The 15,020-nt window shown below is 66.3% G+C and carries 11 protein-coding genes; 3 read left to right on the top strand and 8 right to left on the bottom strand.

The window, feature by feature from the left end; translation table 11 throughout:
* Positions 1 to 4 precede the first annotated feature (4 nt).
* The 3 genes from J3U95_RS11435 to J3U95_RS11425 form a co-directional block, all read right to left on the bottom strand.
* Positions 5 to 964: a chemotaxis protein gene (locus J3U95_RS11435; protein ID WP_208278721.1), complete on the bottom strand. Its 960-nt coding sequence runs from the start codon at positions 962 to 964 to the stop codon at positions 5 to 7.
* A 135-nt stretch (positions 965 to 1,099) separates the two neighbouring features.
* Complete coding sequence (locus J3U95_RS11430) at positions 1,100 to 2,509, bottom strand: GntP family permease (protein ID WP_208278720.1); 1,410 nt, start codon at positions 2,507 to 2,509, stop codon at positions 1,100 to 1,102.
* A gap of 118 nt (positions 2,510 to 2,627) precedes the next feature.
* Positions 2,628 to 4,406: an alkaline phosphatase D family protein gene (locus J3U95_RS11425; protein WP_208278719.1), complete on the bottom strand. Its 1,779-nt coding sequence runs from the start codon at positions 4,404 to 4,406 to the stop codon at positions 2,628 to 2,630.
* A 122-nt stretch (positions 4,407 to 4,528) separates the two neighbouring features.
* On the opposite strand from J3U95_RS11425, the gene J3U95_RS11420 reads away from it, so the two are divergent.
* Entirely contained in the window at positions 4,529 to 5,698 is a 1,170-nt protein-coding gene (locus J3U95_RS11420) for an FAD-dependent oxidoreductase (protein WP_208278718.1), read from the top strand.
* Here J3U95_RS11420 and J3U95_RS11415 read toward each other — a convergent pair.
* Both J3U95_RS11415 and J3U95_RS11410 read right to left on the bottom strand, forming a co-directional pair.
* Positions 5,695 to 8,055: a DNA polymerase II gene (locus J3U95_RS11415; protein ID WP_208278717.1), complete on the bottom strand. Its 2,361-nt coding sequence runs from the start codon at positions 8,053 to 8,055 to the stop codon at positions 5,695 to 5,697. The genes J3U95_RS11420 and J3U95_RS11415 overlap by 4 nt on opposite strands.
* Positions 8,055 to 8,843: a ferritin-like domain-containing protein gene (locus J3U95_RS11410; protein WP_208278716.1), complete on the bottom strand. Its 789-nt coding sequence runs from the start codon at positions 8,841 to 8,843 to the stop codon at positions 8,055 to 8,057. The genes J3U95_RS11415 and J3U95_RS11410 overlap by 1 nt, the downstream gene beginning before the upstream one ends.
* A 165-nt stretch (positions 8,844 to 9,008) precedes the next feature.
* On the opposite strand from J3U95_RS11410, the gene J3U95_RS11405 reads away from it, so the two are divergent.
* Positions 9,009 to 9,410, top strand: a complete 402-nt coding sequence (locus J3U95_RS11405; RefSeq protein ID WP_208278715.1) for a DUF6973 domain-containing protein — start codon at positions 9,009 to 9,011, stop codon at positions 9,408 to 9,410.
* 9 nt (positions 9,411 to 9,419) lie between these two features.
* Entirely contained in the window at positions 9,420 to 9,797 is a 378-nt protein-coding gene (locus tag J3U95_RS11400) for a hypothetical protein (RefSeq protein WP_208278714.1), read from the top strand.
* Positions 9,798 to 10,210: 413 nt separating this feature from the next.
* Here J3U95_RS11400 and J3U95_RS11395 read toward each other — a convergent pair whose 3' ends face one another.
* The 3 genes from J3U95_RS11395 to J3U95_RS11385 all read right to left on the bottom strand — a co-directional run bounded on the left by J3U95_RS11395 (position 10,211) and on the right by J3U95_RS11385 (position 14,800).
* The gene (locus J3U95_RS11395; protein WP_208278713.1) at positions 10,211 to 11,011 is read right to left on the bottom strand and encodes a LytR/AlgR family response regulator transcription factor; all 801 of its coding nucleotides are present in this window, start codon (positions 11,009 to 11,011) and stop codon (positions 10,211 to 10,213) included.
* Positions 11,008 to 12,099, bottom strand: coding sequence for a sensor histidine kinase (locus J3U95_RS11390; RefSeq protein ID WP_208278712.1), 1,092 nt, complete (start codon positions 12,097 to 12,099; stop codon positions 11,008 to 11,010). Before J3U95_RS11390 ends, J3U95_RS11395 begins: the two co-directional genes overlap by 4 nt.
* A gap of 133 nt (positions 12,100 to 12,232) precedes the next feature.
* On the bottom strand, positions 12,233 to 14,800 hold the full coding sequence (locus tag J3U95_RS11385; protein WP_208278711.1) for a TonB-dependent receptor plug domain-containing protein: 2,568 nt from the start codon (positions 14,798 to 14,800) through the stop codon (positions 12,233 to 12,235).
* Positions 14,801 to 15,020 lie beyond the last annotated feature (220 nt).

Here is a 15,020-nt window from a genome sequence, read left to right as displayed (position 1 = left end):
GTGGTCAGCCGCCCAGCACCTTGCGCAGGGTGCGCGACAGGTCCTCGGCCGAGAACTTGGCGACGTAGGCGTCGGCGCGCACGTTCTTGACGTGTTCTTCGTTGGTGCTGCCGGACAGCGAAGAGTGGATCACGACCGGCAGGTTGCCGAAGCGATTGCTCGACTTGATGTTGCGGGTGAGCGTAAAGCCGTCCATCTCGGGCATCTCGAGGTCGGTCAGCACCATGGCCACGCGGTCGTAGACGGTGCGGCCTTCGGCTTCGGCCGCGGCGGCGATCGTGCCCAGCTGGTCCCAGGCTTCCTTGCCGCTTTTGGTCATGATGTAAGGCAGGCCCATCGCGTCCAGGCCCTGCTCGATCAGCGAGCGCGCCACCACCGAGTCGTCCGCCGCCAGGATCACGGCGCCCGGCTTGATCGCGATCTTGGCGCCCACTGCCTGCACCATGTTTTCGCGCTCATGGGTCGGGTTCAGGTTGCGCAGGATGGTTTCGACGTCCAGCACCTGGGCCAGGCGCGCCGGCTGGCCGTCCTGCTCGGGCAGGCGCGCGATGCTGGTCACCATGCCGCTGCCGGCGCTGTGCTCGGCGGTCATCACCTGGCTCCAGTCCAGGCGCACGATCTCTTCCACGCTCTCGACGGCGAAGGCCTGGGTGGTTCGCGCGAACTCGGTCACCAGCATGATGTTCAGGCCGGTCTTGGGCTTGACGCCGGTGATGCCCGGCAGGTCGAGCACCTGGATGATCTGGCCGCGCAGGTTCACCACGCCCAGCACGTGCTGGGGCGCGCCGGCTACCGCCGTGATCTCGGGCATGGCCACGATCTCGCGGATCTTGAAGACGTTGATGCCGAACAGCTCGTTATGGTTGCCCTGCTCGTCACCGCCCAGGCGGAACAACAGCAATTCGAATTTATTGGTGCCGGTCAGATTGCTGCGTTCGTCGACTTCTTGTTGTACCGATTTCATGTTCCATCCTGGATAAATAGTGCTACACGGAAACCATTGCGGAACTCATTGTAGTCGTGCGGCCCTTTCTTGGGTCAATACGACGCACGCGCCTTGCTGATTTTGCCGGAACCAGTGCAAAAAAACCACGGATTGTCACACCAGGCCAGTCAGGTAATATACGCCGATGACAACAAACACCGCCGCCGTCTTGATCAGGGTGACGGCGAAGATGTCGCGGTAGGCTTCGCGGTGGGTCAGCCCGGTGACGGCCAGCAGGGTGATCACGGCGCCATTGTGCGGTAGCGTATCCATGCCGCCGCTCGCCATCGCCACCACGCGGTGCATCACCTCCAGCGAAATCCCCGCGCTTTCGGCGCCGCGGATGAAGACGTCGGACATCGCAGCCAGCGCGATGCTCATGCCGCCCGAGGCCGAGCCGGTGATGCCTGCCAGCGAGCTGACCGAGACTGCCGCGTTCACCAGCGGGTTCGGGATGCTGCGCAGCGCATCGCTCACCACCAGGAAGCCCGGCAGCGCAGCGATCACGCCACCGAAACCATACTCCGACGCCGTGTTCATCGCCGCCAGCAGCGCGCCGCCCACCGCCGCCTTGCTGCCGTCGGCGAAACGCCCGGCCACGCGCCCGAATGCGGTCGCGATCACGAACAGGATCCCCAGCAGCAGCGCCGCCTGCACCGCCCAGATCGCGGTCACGGTCTTGATGGTGGTGGTCACCGGCGTCGCGATCCCGGGCAGGATCTCGGGCGGCACCGTGTGGCTGTCGCCGCCGTACCAGACCGGAATCATGCGGGTGAAGACGAAGTTGGCCACGCCGACCAGCAGCAGCGGCGCCACCGCCAGCAGCGGATGCGGCAAGCCGCCGGCGCCCGTGTCCACCCGTTCCGGCTCGTTGACCAGCGATGTGCCGTAGCCCTCCCCCTTGCCGGCGGCCGCACGGCGCCGCCATTCGAGGTAGGTCAGGCCGACCGCCAGGATGAAGATCGCGCCCGTGGTGCCCAGCACCGGCGCGGCCCACGAGGTGGTCTGGAAGAAGGTGGTCGGGATGATGTTCTGGATCTGAGGCGTCCCTGGCAAGGCATCCATCGTGAACGAGAAGGCGCCCAGCGCGATCGCCCCCGGCAGCAGGCGCTTGGGGATCTCGCTTCTCCGATAGAGTTCGGCCGCGAACGGATAGACCGCGAACACCACCACGAACAGCGACACGCCGCCGTAGGTGAGCAAGGCGCACACGGCGACGATGACGGCATTGGCGCGCGCCGCGCCGATGTAGCGGATCGCAGCCGCCACGATGGACTCGGAAAAGCCCGACAGTTCGATCACCTTGCCGAACACCGCGCCGAGCATGAACACCGGGAAGTACAGCTTGACGAAGCCGACCATCTTTTCCATGAAGATGCCGGAGAAAACCGGGGCGACCTGCGCCGGGTCGGTGAGCAGCACGGCGCCGAGCGCGGCGACCGGCGCGAACAGGATGACGCTGTAGCCGCGGTAGGCGGCGAACATGAGGAAGGCCAGCGCGGCCAGGACGATCAGGAAGGACACGAAGACTCCATGGTGATGGCATGTAAAGACGTCATCATTATAGAAAGGGAGCGCGGCCGTGGGCCAGCGTTTGTGCCGGTGCCGCGCGCGCTCATGCAGGCGGCATGGGCTCCCTCCTTCAGCTCACATTGTCCTCGACCCGCGGCGTCGTCGAGCCACTGGCAAGCGTGATGCGGGTGCGCTTGGCCAGCGGCGCGCCCGGCGCGGCGCCGTTCGCGTCCAGCGGCTTGACCTTGGTGAACACGACGCTGAATGAAGCCGCGGTGACGGTGGCCACCGCATAGCCCTGGGCATCGTGGTCGGCGTAGGCGAAGGCCGGATTGTTCATGCGCAGCACCTGGTCGAAGCCCTGCGGCGTGGCCACCAGCGGCGCCAGCGGTGTGCTGCCGGCGCCGGCGCGCAGGTACTGGTAGAACGAGGAGCTGCTGATGCCGGCGCTGACGAAATCCACCGCCACCGGTTTGCCGCTGCGCGGGTCGTTGCTGTCGTAGATCACGCCGCACTGGAAGGCGTGCAGGTCGCCCGTGATCGCCACCACGTTCTTCACGCCGTTGCTGGCCAGGTGGCCCAGCATCTCGGCGCGGTAGGAAGGATAACCATCCCAGCCGTCGGCGTTCACGATGTACAGGTTGTCGAACGGCGGCGGCGCCATGGTGCGCATGTCGAGCCACATCCGGTTCAGGGTCACTTCGTTGCCCCACACTTTCCAGGTGGCCGTCGAACCCTTCATGGTGTCTTTCCACCACTGGGTCTGGGTCGGTCCGAGAAGGCCGGGATTGCGGCCCAGCGCCGCCTTGGCGCCGGCCTCGAACTGGGCCAGCAGCGGCTGCGGCACGAAATAGCGCGAGCCGATCGAATCGTCGCCGTTCACCGGGTCGCCCTGCAGCATGCTGGCGTAGGTCGCTTCATTGACCACGTGGTCGTCGCGGTACAGCCGCTGGTCGGTCATCACCAGGTGCATCAAGGTGCCGAAGCGGAAGTCGCGGTAGATGCGGATATTGTCGTAGCCGGCCTTGTTCAGGTCGAACGAGACGTCGCCCCAGTCGACCGGCATGTACTCGGCCCAGGCCTGGGTGGCGTTGCGGCGGCGCGAGGTCTGCTGCTGGTTGGCGTTGTCGTAGGTCTGGTGGTCTTGCCAGCAATCGTCGGAAAATTCATGGTCGTCCCAGATCACGATCATCGGGCACTTGGCGTGCAGCGCCTGCAGGCGCGCGTCGCTGCGATAGGTGCGGTACAGGGTGCGGTAGTCGGCCAGTGTGTTGGCGTAGCGCGCGCCGCCGGCGATCGTCACGCCGTCCGGCAGCTCGATGCGCGCATGGGCCGGCTCGGCGCGGCCGGCCTGGAAGTCGGCGCCGACCGTCTCGTAGACGTAGTCGCCCAGGTGGACGATGAAATCGAGTTCCTCGGCCGCCATCATGCCCATCGCGGCCCAGTGGTTGACGCTCCAGTCCTGGCAGGTCATCCAGGCGAAGCGCATCTGGGCCGGGGTGCTGGCGGCGCCTGGTGCGGTCCTGGCCTGGCCCACCGGGCTCAGGTCGGCGCCGGCGCGGAAGCGGTAGTAATAACGGGTGGCCGGGGCCAGGCCGGTCAGCTTGGCGCGCACCGTGTGGTCGTAGGCCGGCACCGCCTTCAGCTCGACCACGCCGGCGACCTGGGTGAACGCAGTATCGGTAGCCACCTCGAGCCGCAACTCGACCTCTTCGCTGCCGCCCTTCGGCGCACAGCGGGTCCAGAACACGATGCTGCCCTCCTTCGGATCGCCGCTGGCGACGCCCAGCGGGAAGGTGAAACTGCCCTGCGGCGGTGTGTCATCCGAGCCGCCGCAGGCGGCCAGCAAGCCGCCCGCGCTGGCGACGGTAAAGTATGCGCTACTGCGTAAAAAGCCGCGACGATCCACGTGATTTCTCCTGTTGAAAACGTGCGGGCAGTCTAGCGAGCGGATATGTCCAAGGCGTGACAGGACGGCGGCGTTATACTCCAGCAAAAGGTTTCCGCGAGGATAAATATGCGAGCTGCATCATGACCCGCCACCGGATCGGCATCGTCGGCGCCGGCACCGCCGGCCTGGCCACGGCGATCGCCTTCGCCCGCGCCGGGCATGCGGTCGACGTATTCGAAAAACATCCATCGCTGGCCACCCTCGGCGCGGGGGTGCTGATCCAGCCGCAGGGCGTCGCCGCGCTCGACGAGCTGGGCGTGGGCGCGGCATTCGAGGCGATCAGCGTGCCGATCGAACGCCTCGTCGGCAAGTGCGAACGCGGCTGGACCCTGGTCGACATCCCCTATCGCGACCTGCAGGCGCGCGCGGTCAGCCGGTCGGCCCTGGGCGGCGTCCTGGAGCGCGAATGCGCCGCACTCGGGGTGCGGCTGCACTTCGGCTGCGACGTCCGCGCCGTCTCGGCCGATGGCGCCACGGGCATCGTGGACGTGGGCGGGGTCCAGCACGGCTTCGACGCCGTCGCGATCGCCAACGGCGCCTCCTCGCGGCTGCCAGCCGCCTGTGGACTGGCCACCGCGTCGACCTTGTATGACTGGGGCGCGCTGTGGTCGCTGGTCGACCTGGACGACTGGCCAGATCCGCACCTGCTCGCCCAGCGCTACGGCGGCACGGAGCGCATGTTCGGCATCATGCCGACCGAGCGCGTGGGCCGCCAGCTGCGCGTGTCGCTGTTCTGGAGCCTGCGGCGCGACCGCTACGCCGACTGGCGCGCGGCGCCGCTCGCCGACTGGAAGCGCGAACTGCTCGCGCTTTGGCCCGCAGCGCGGCCGGTGGTCGACCGCATCCACTCTCACGAGCAGCTGGCTTTCGCCAGCTACCATCACGCCCGGCCGTCGCGGCTGGCGGCGGGACCGGTCTGCATCGTCGGCGACGCCGCCCATGCGATGAGTCCCCAGCTCGGGTTGGGCACGACGCTCGCGGTGCAGGATGCGCTAACGCTGGCCGCCTGCGTCGACGCGGCCGGACCAGGCGCGGGCCTGGCGCGCTATTCGAGCAGCCGCCTGCGCACCGTGCGCGCCTACCAGGCCTTGAGCCGCGCGCTCACGCCCTGCTTCCAGGCCGACGGCAAGGGCCTGTGGCGCGACCTGCTGTTCGCCGGCGCCTTGCAGGTGCCGGGCAGCCGCTACCTGATGCACCGCAGTATCGCGGCGCCGCGGCGCTGCGTGCGGCGCGCCTGGGCCGCGGGCTAGAACAGCGTTTGCTGAGGGCTCGTGAGATTGGCGAAGCTGTCGCCCAGGAAGGGCAGGATGGCGTCGGCCACCGGTTCCAGCTGGCGCGTGAGGTAGTGTTCGTAGTCGATGGCTCCGTGGCGCGCTTCCATCGGCTCGGGGCCGTTCAAGGTCATCACATAGCGGATCCAGCCGCCCTTGCGGTAGAGCGCGGGGCGGCCCTGGCGCAGGTGGTGCTCGTCGGCCATGCGCGCGGCGCGCACGTGCGGCGGCACGTTGCGCTGGTATTCCTCCAGCGGCCGGCGCAGGCGCTTGCGGTAGACGAGATCGTCGTCGCATTCGCCGCGCAACATGCGCGCGACCAGCTCGCGCACATAGTCTTCGTAGGGCTGGCCCTTGAAGATGCGCTCATAGAGCCCCTGCTGGAAGGCTTGCGCGAGCGGGGTCCAGTCGGTGCGCACCGTCTCCAGGCCTTTATAGACCATCTCCTCGCCGCCGTCGACGGTCGCAGCCAGCCCGGCGTAGCGCTTCTTGCTGCCTTCATCGGAACCGCGCACTGTCGGCATCAGGAAGCGGCGGAAGTGCACGTCGTACTCCAGTTCGAGCGCGCTCTCGATGCCCAGTTCGGCCTGCAGATGCGTTCGCCACCAGCCGTTGACGTGATCGACCAATGCCTGCCCGATGCGGCGCGCATCGGTCTCGGCATGCTCGCGCCCCAGCCAGACGAAGGTCGAATCGGTGTCGCCGTAGATCACCTGATAGCCCTGCTCCTCGATCAGCTCGCGCGTGCGGTGCATGATGTCATGACCGCGCATCGTGATCGACGAGGCCAGCCGCGGGTCGAAGAAGCGGCAGCCGGTGGTGCCGAGCACGCCGTAGAAGGCGTTCATGATGATCTTCAGCGCCTGCGACAGCGGCGCATTGCTTTCCTTCTTCGCGGCCTCGCGGCCGGCCCAGACCTGGGTCACGATGCCGGGCAGGCAGTGCCGGGTGCGCGAAAAACGTCCACCGCGATAGCCCGGCACCGTGGCTTCCTCGGGCTCGCGCAAGCCTTCGACCAGGCCGAGCGGATCGATCAGAAAGGTGCGGATGATGGACGGATACAGGCTTTTGTAGTCCAGCACCAGGACCGAGTCGTACAGGCCCGAGCGCGAATCCATCACGAAGCCGCCGGGGCTGTCGGCGCCGGCGACGTCGCCGATGTTCGGCGCCACCCGCCCCTGGCGGTGCAGCAGCGGCATGTACAGGTGCTCGAACGCCGCCACCGAACCGCCGCTGCGGTCGGCCGCCAGCCCGGTCACGCTGGCGCGCTCCAGCAGGAAGGCCATCAGCTTGGTCTTGTCGAAGATGCGTGTGACCAGCTCGCAATCCTTGAGGTTGTACCAGGCCAGCGCCGGCTTGTCCTCGGCGAACATGCGGTCGATCTCGGCCATGCGGTCGTGCGGGTTGTCGATCGCCTTGCCTTCGCCCAGCAGGGCGCGCGAGACGTTCTCGAGACTGAAGGACGGGAAGCTCCAGGTGGCCGAGTGCAGCGCGTCGATGCCGTCGATGACCAGGCGGCCGGCGATGCAGATGAAGTAGTGTTCCTGCTTGCCGCCATGCTCGCGCCACTCGATTGCGCTGCCGTCGCGGCCCAGGCGCAGCGGGCGATTGAAGCGGTCGGCGTGTTTTTGCAGCACCCGCATATCGAACTGGATCAGGTTCCAGCCGATGATGGCGTCGGGGTCGTGGCGGATGAACCATTCTTCCAGCCGGTCGAGCAGTGCGAGCCGGGTGTCGCAGTAGTCGAGTTCAAAATCCCGCTCGACCTCTTGCCCATTGGGCGGCCCCAACATATAGACCTGGCGCTGGCCGCAGCCTTCGAGCGCGATCGAGCGCAGCTCGCCCTGGAAGGTGGTCTCGATGTCGAGCGACACCGTGCGAATGGTCGGCCGATAGCCCGGCGCCGGCTTCAGGACAGCGTCGACCAACAGCAGCGGATCGCCGTCGACCGGCGTCCCGGCGAAGCTCACCGGCGCCGTGATGAAGCGCTCCATCAGGTAGCGCTCGGGCGGACGCACGTCGCCCTCGAACACGTCGAGGCCGTGCTGGCGCAGCTGCTTTTCGATGCGCAGCAGCTGGCGGTATTTGCGGCAATACAGGCCGGCGACCGGCCGGTGGCGAAAATCGAGCAGGTCGAGCGGGCGCAATTCCCAGCCGCGCTCGTCGATCAGCAACTGCTCGACGGTGGCGCGCTGCTCCTCGGGGATGAAGGCCACCGGCTTCTGCGCCGGCAGCCGCAGGCGGCGCGGCCCGGCATCGGTGGCGAGCCAGAACTCGACTTCGCAGCCGGCGGCGGTGTCGCGCCAGTGGCGCGTCAGGAGGAAGCCAGTGTCCATCACCGGTAACGCTGCAGCTCGGCCTCGGTGAAGCCGGCCTGGCGCCGGCCTTCGATATTGAACGGTCCCTTGAGGACGGGCGCCTTGTAGCGCACGGTCAGTTCGTCGTAGGTGGCGATCGGCTCCAGCCCGCGTTGCTCGCACAGGCTGAAGTACCAGCGGTTGCCGATTTCGACATGCCCTACTTCGTCCACCAGCAGCCGGTCGAGGATCAGGGCTGCCGCCAGGTCGCCGGCCTGGGCGATCTTCTTGCGCAGCGGCGGAATCGCATCGAGCCCGCGCGCCTCCAGGGTGCGCGGCACCAGCGCCATTCGGGCCATGACGTCGTCACTGGTCTTTGCCACCATCTCCCACAGGCTGTCGTGGCCGGGGAAGTCACCGTAGGCGTAACCGAGCGTGGCCAGGTGCGCGCTCAGCATCGTGAAGTGCAGCGCCTCTTCGTCGGCCACGCGCAGCCAGTCGAGGTAATACCGCTCCGGCATGCCGGCAAAGCGCCACAGCGCATCCAAAGCCAGGTTGATGGCGTTGAATTCGATGTGCGCGAGGGCGTGGATCAGCATGGCCCGGCCCTCGGGCGTGGCCATCGAGCGGCGGCCGACCTGCAGCGGCGGCACCAGTTCGGGGCGGATCGGGCGGCCGGGAATGCCGGCGGGCGCGACGAGTGCGACGCCGGTGTCGATGCGCACGTTCCCGGCCTTGCAGGCGGCGGTCAATGCGGCGACCGCCTGGGCCTTGGTTGCGGGATCGGTTTCGAGCAGCGCGTGCAGCGCGGCGGCGCGGAGTTCCATCGTGTGATCTGTTCTGGCGAAAGATGGCATTTTACTCAATTCGTTCCGTGCCTGTGCCGCCGATATCGGCCCTGGCGCCGGGCCAGCGTTCAGATTGAGGATGACCAAGAACGATTACGACAGGACATGAAATACTCTGAGCGTCCATCAAAGGAGGGAACGCACATGACGACGTATGCGGAACTTTTCCAAAAACTGACGGCGAGTGAAAAGATTCATCTAGCCTTGTTTCCCGAGCAGGTGGCGGTGATCAAGCGATCCTCGCAGCGCGCACTGCTCGAGAGCGAGCTGCGCTTTCCTGGAAGCCGCCGCAATACGCCGGGGGACGCGTTTCGTCACTGTTTTTGGTCCGCACTTCTCGCGCGAGATATTGGGTACGCCAGTGCATGGCGGTACACGAATGCGCACGAAGCTTTTCCGGACAATCCACCGAGCGAGAAGACGATGGACCTGCATAATAATGCCGTCGGTCTGAATATTGGCCGTTACGGAGGACCGAATCAGATACTGATCTTGCGATGCATTGATGCACTCCGCAGCGGACGACTCAAGATCATCGAACGCTAGGATGACCCCATGCGAGCCGTCCTCACTGCGCTTTCTACATTGCTTGTCCTCTCCGCTTGCTCGCCGAACGTAGCCCTCGACCAGGCGGTGAAACTGGGGCACCGAGAGTTCACGCCCGAATCATGGGCCACTGCATCGCGGATCGAGCGTGGTCAGATGACCGCGTCATTCTTGCGCCAGTATGACGCTACCGCCCTCGACCGGCGCCAGGTCGAAAAGATATTGGGTCAATCCACAGGCTACTACTACTACGATAATAATCCGGCTTATTTTGTTGGCCCAGATACTGTCAACAGTATTCACGGGAAAGGCTATCTATGGGTGTTTGAAGCAAACAAGAATAACGGCCGGATCGAACGGGTTCATTTCGTTCCCGAAGTAAAGTAAATCAACTGCAACTTCGGCGCGCGAGACTTCCCGGAGAACCCGCCGGCAGAGAAAGCCATGGATCTTCATAGCAATGCAGTCGGTTTCAGGATTGCCGCACTCTCACGTCGAACCAATTACTCAGCCGACTTTGCATCAGCGCTTTACGGTCTGGGCAGTCAAGAGCGATCAAACCGGAAAAGGACCAGATGCGAATCCCGGCGCAAATTTTATTGCTCCCGATTCTGCTCTCGGGGCTGCTGGAAGACGGGATATCACGACTACGACACGAACGTTGCTCAAGTCGTCGGGCCGGATACGGTCAGGAGCACGTACGGCAAAGGATATTTACTCGTCTTTGAGGCAGACAAAGACACCGGCCGGATCGACAGCGTGTTTTTTGTACCGGATCTCGAGTAAGACAACCAGCAGCCCTACATCTGCCTGAACAAATGCGCATATACGGGACTGACCCGCGGCTTATCCGCCCGCCCACGCAGGTTCAAGGTCACCTTGCCCGTGTCATCGCGCCCCGCACTCACCACGCACGCCATATTCACCACCATGCTGCGGCTGACCTGCCGGAACCGGTCCGGATCGAGCTGCGGCAGCAAATCCTTCAGCGGCACCCGGATCAGCGCCTCGCTGTCCGCCGTCGCCACGTTCACGTACTTGTCGACCGCCTGGAAGAACACGACGTCGGCCACCGGGATCATCCGCACCACGTTGCCGACCGCCGCCCGCACCGTCGTCAAGCGCTCGGCCGACGCGGCCGCCGGCAGCAGCGCCTGGAGCTGGCCGAGCAGCTGGCCCAGCGAGTCCGCATCCGCCACGCCCACTGCCGGCACGCGCCCCGCATCGACCAGCGCGCGCAGGCGTTCCACCGTCTTGCCCAGCCGCCCCGCGCTGACCGGCTTGAGCACGTAGTCGACCGCAGCCCTTTCGAATGCCTCGACCGCGTAGTCGTCGAATGCGGTCACGAACACGATGTGCGGGAACGGCTGCGGCCCTTCCCAGCGCTCGGCCAGTTCCTCGGCCGCTTCCAGGCCGGTCTGGCCCGGCATGCGGATGTCGAGGAACAGCACGTCCGGACGCAGCGCCAGCGATTGCTCCACCGCCGCCAGGCCATTCTGGGCCGTGCCCACGATCTCCAGCTCGGGCCACAAACCCTGCAAGGTCTTGGCCAGGGTGGCGGCGAGGATCGGTTCGTCTTCTGCAATCAGGGCGCGGGTCATGCGGTGGTCTCCAGTGGAAGGGTCAGTCGGGCCAGCGTGCCCTGTGGCGGGGCTGGCGTCAGGGACATCGTCGCGCGCTCGCCATACAAGGCTTCGAGCCGCTCGCGGGTGGTCGAGACGCCCACCCCGCCGCCGCGCCGGCCATGGACCTGGCCAAGGCCCAGGCCAGTGTCGCACACTTCGATCACGAGGCTGTCGCCGGCGGCGCTGGCCTTGACGACGACCTCGCCGCCATCGACCTTCGGCTCCAGGCCATGCACGATCGCGTTCTCCACCAGCGGCTGCAGCAGCATCGTGGGCAGGCGCGCCGTCTTCAGTTCGGGCGGCAGGTCGACGCGATAGGCCAGCCGCTCGCCCATCCGCACGCCCATCAGGCCCAGGTAGGCATCCATCGCCGCGAATTCCTGCTCCAGCGTCGTGGTCTCGGCGCGCGAGACGCTCAGGGTGGCGCGCAGGTACTGGATCAGCTGGTCGAGCATCTCGCTGGCGCGGTCCGGGTCGATGGCGATCAGGCCCTGCAGGTTGGCCAGCGTATTGAACAGCATGTGCGGCTCGATCTGGGCCTGCAGCAGCCGTAGTTGCGCCTGCAGCGCCTGGCGCTCGATGATTTCGGCGCGCAGCCGTGCGGCGGCATGCTCGTCCTCGATGCGGCGCACGCGCTCGCGGTACATCACCAGCACCACCATCATCATCGTACCAATCATGGTGAACAGGATCATGCTCAAGCGGCCCTGCGTCGGATACTCGGCCAACGTGGGCGTACGGATCCCGAGCAGCATGCCGCCGGCGCGCAAACCGGTGAAGTGCGCGACCGGCGCCGTCGCGACGGCGAGCGCCAGGAACGGCGCCCATTCGCGCACGCCCCAGTGCGGCCGGTCCCACCACAGCAGCCTGCCGCCGTTGACGATGGTAAACGCGACGATACCGATGAGGATCGAAACCAGGAAATTCTCGAGGAACTGTCCCGAGACGAGGCTGATGAAGATCGCGAGCACCGCGCTGACGGCGATCGACAGCGGCAGGTCGGCCAGCAGGCGTCGCAGGCGCGACCGGGGCGCTGGCAGGAGAGATTGGATGGGACTGGACATGCTGGCTCGCTCAACTGGAAGTAAAGTCATTGTGCCCAGCAGGCGTGCGCCCGGCAAGCCGCGTTGCGACGAACCGGAGAAAGGATGGCGCGAAGCGGCTCCGGCATCGACCGAAACCGCTTCGCGGTGGCGCTTAGAAGCGGTAGTTGACCTTCACCGACGCCACCCGGCCGCGCGGATCGCCCTGGGTATAGTCGAAGAAGGCGGTCGACGAATCCCACGACGGCCGCTTGTCGCCCAGGTTATGCACGATGAAGCTGACGGTGGCCGCCTGGGTTGCCTTCCACGCCAGGTTCAGGTCGAAGGTGCCATATGGCTTGACGCGTTCTCCCGGGCGGGTGGTCTGGTCATAGCCGTCCACGTAGTTCCACACCAGCGTATTGCTCCAGTCCTGGATGTCCCAGGTCAGGCCGGTCACGCCGCGCCACTTCGGAATCGAGCCGAAGTAGTTGTTGCCGGCGCCCTCGGTCAGCGGCAGGCCGACCGCCAGCGGCTGCTCGAACGACAGCACGCGGCTCAGCTGGGCGTTCAAGGTCAGCTTGCCGTACGCGGCCAGCGGCTGCACGTGGCGCAGGTCGATGTCGAAGCCGGAAACCGAGCGGTTGCCCTGGTTGGCATACTGCCGGTACAGGGTCAGGATGCGGCCCTGGGCGTCGCGCACGATCTTGCCGGGGGCGATCGCTTCGTTGGCGATGATGTTGTCGGCCGATTCGGTGCCGATCACGCCCTCGGTCCGGATGCGGTAGAAGTCCAGGCCCAGGCTGGTGCGGTTGTTCGGGGCCAGCACGATGCCGAAGTTGGCGTTGGTCGAACGCTCCGGCGACAGGTCGGGGTTGGCGATCGTCAGGTTGGTGATGCCGCGCGCCTGGGTCGGCGAGATCGGATCGCGCGGATCTACCACGTTGCCATAGCTGACCGAGGTCGAGTTGGTGATCTCGGGCAGCGACGGCGCCCGGAAGCCGCGCGACAGCGTGCCGCGCACCAGCAGCCACGGCGCCGCCTGCCAGCGCACGCTGGCTTTCGGCGAGAAAGCGCTGCCGAAGTCGTCGTAATGGTCGCCGCGGCCGGCCAGGTTGACGCTCAGGTCTGTCAAGACCGGCACGTTCAATTCGGCGAACAGCGCCGCCACGTCGCGGCTGCCGTCGATGATGTTGATCGCCGGGCGCAGCTCGGTGCCCGACAGGACGGCCGTCGAGGTCTGCGAATCCATCTCTTCGCGGCGCCACTGGGCGCCCACCGCGAAGCCGAGCGCGCCGGCCGGCAGCTGCGCCAGTTCGCGGGTGGCGCTCAGGTCGACGGTGGTGAGCTTCGATTCGGCCGGGCGCAGGGTCGACAGGCGCAGGCGGTTGCGCACTTCTTCGCTGTTGTTGGCCTGGTTGACGAAGTCATAGCTGCCGTCCGCCAGCACCTTCTCGAATTCGTAGCGGTTGACAAAGTTCTGCACGGTCTCTTTCAGCTCGCTGCCCGAATGACCGACCGAGGCGTCGTATTCCCAGCCGCCGGCATAGCCTTTCACGCCGGTCAGCACGCGGAAGAACTCGACACGGCCCTGCTTCATGCGCGGGCCCAGGTCGAACAGGGTGGCGTTGAACGGCAGCGGGGTGGCGCCGGGATTGTTCGGATGGCCGACCGGCAGCACCACATTGATGTTGTCCAGCTGCTGGGTGACGTCGTTCCAGGCGCGCAGGCCGGTGCCGACGGTCAAGGGAGCGCTGAAGGTCTGGTCGGCGCGCGAACGCCCATACAGCACCTCGGCATAGGCCTCGTGGTCCTGGCCCAGCTTGACGGTGCCGCGCAGCGAAGCATGGGCGCGCTGGATGCCCGGGATCAGGGTCTTGTAGGTGGCCGGATTATAGGCCAGCACGTTACCGCTGCGGCCAGGAGTGATCTCGCCGTAGGGCTGGACCGCCAGCGGACCCGCATTCGCGCCGGAAGCGCCGCCCAGCCACTGAGTCGGATCGTTGTTGACGTAGTTGGTCGGCACCCAGGCCAGGGTCCCGTTCGGATTGCCGCGGAAATCGCTGCCCGCCATCCAGCCCACCTGGTCCTGCTGCAGCTTGTCGCGCCACTGCGCGTCCGCCGAGAACACGACACTATAGCCATCCTCGACCAGCGAACCGAAGCCGGTCTGCAGAGTCACGCTCTTGTCGTCCTGGCCGGTGCCCTCGGTGGAGCGGCCGGCCTGGGCGCTGATCTCGGTTCCCTTGAACTCTTTATAGAGGATGATGTTGACCACGCCGGCCACGGCGTCCGAACCGTAGACCGACGAGGCACCGTCCTTCAGCACCTCGATGCGCTGCACCGCCGCCATCGGCAGGCTGTTCAGGTCGACGAAGACTTCCTGCAGGTTCTGGGCGGTGGCGTAGGGGCTGACGCGCTTGCCGTTCACCAGGATCAGCGTGTTCTTCTGGCCCAGGCCGCGCAGCGACAGGCCGGCGGTACCGGCCGAGAAGCTGCCGGTGAACTGCTCGTTGTAGCTGTTGCCGCTGTTGGCCGAGATCGAGCGGATCACGTCGGCGATGCTGGCCTTGCCGGTGGCGGCCAGCTCTTTCGCGGAGATGACCTGCACGGCGCTGGCGCCTTCCTTTTGCGTGGTGCGGATGTTGGAACCGGTGACGACGACTTTTTCGATGTCCTGGGCAGCGGCGTGTTGCGAGAATGCGGCGGCGAGCGCCACGACGATAGCGAGAGGTTTATGCATGGTATTCCTGGTGGTGGTCTTCCCGCCGGCGCTGCCAGGGGCAGTGCTGCGGGCGTGCGCTCCCTGCCCCATCCATGGAGGACGGGTGCGGGAGACGGCGGTGTGGTTCAGGCGATCAGTGGCGCGGCATTCGACAGCACGCCCCGACCTTGCCCGGCATGAGCGCCGTGCGGGTGGGTGGAGTGCGGTGCTGCGAATCTGTCATGGCTGGATGATCGTC

This window comes from Massilia oculi (genome assembly GCF_017582745.1).
Taxonomy (GTDB): domain Bacteria; phylum Pseudomonadota; class Gammaproteobacteria; order Burkholderiales; family Burkholderiaceae_D; genus Telluria; species Telluria oculi_A.
The sequence above is the reverse complement of the archived record's forward strand: the minus strand, read 5'-3'. Positions and strand labels throughout refer to the sequence as shown.

Excerpts from the sequence above, each read along its gene's own strand:
- J3U95_RS11435 (WP_208278721.1), bottom strand. The coding sequence starts at position 964 with ATGAAATCGGTACAACAAGAAGTCGACGAACGCAGCAATCTGACCGGC.
- J3U95_RS11420 (WP_208278718.1), top strand. The coding sequence starts at position 4,529 with ATGACCCGCCACCGGATCGGCATCGTCGGCGCCGGCACCGCCGGCCTG.
- J3U95_RS11415 (WP_208278717.1), bottom strand. The coding sequence starts at position 8,055 with ATGGACACTGGCTTCCTCCTGACGCGCCACTGGCGCGACACCGCCGCC.
- J3U95_RS11410 (WP_208278716.1), bottom strand. The coding sequence starts at position 8,843 with ATGGAACTCCGCGCCGCCGCGCTGCACGCGCTGCTCGAAACCGATCCC.
- J3U95_RS11405 (WP_208278715.1), top strand. The coding sequence starts at position 9,009 with ATGACGACGTATGCGGAACTTTTCCAAAAACTGACGGCGAGTGAAAAG.
- J3U95_RS11400 (WP_208278714.1), top strand. The coding sequence starts at position 9,420 with ATGCGAGCCGTCCTCACTGCGCTTTCTACATTGCTTGTCCTCTCCGCT.
- J3U95_RS11395 (WP_208278713.1), bottom strand. The coding sequence starts at position 11,011 with ATGACCCGCGCCCTGATTGCAGAAGACGAACCGATCCTCGCCGCCACC.
- J3U95_RS11390 (WP_208278712.1), bottom strand. The coding sequence starts at position 12,099 with ATGTCCAGTCCCATCCAATCTCTCCTGCCAGCGCCCCGGTCGCGCCTG.
- J3U95_RS11385 (WP_208278711.1), bottom strand. The coding sequence starts at position 14,800 with ATGCATAAACCTCTCGCTATCGTCGTGGCGCTCGCCGCCGCATTCTCG.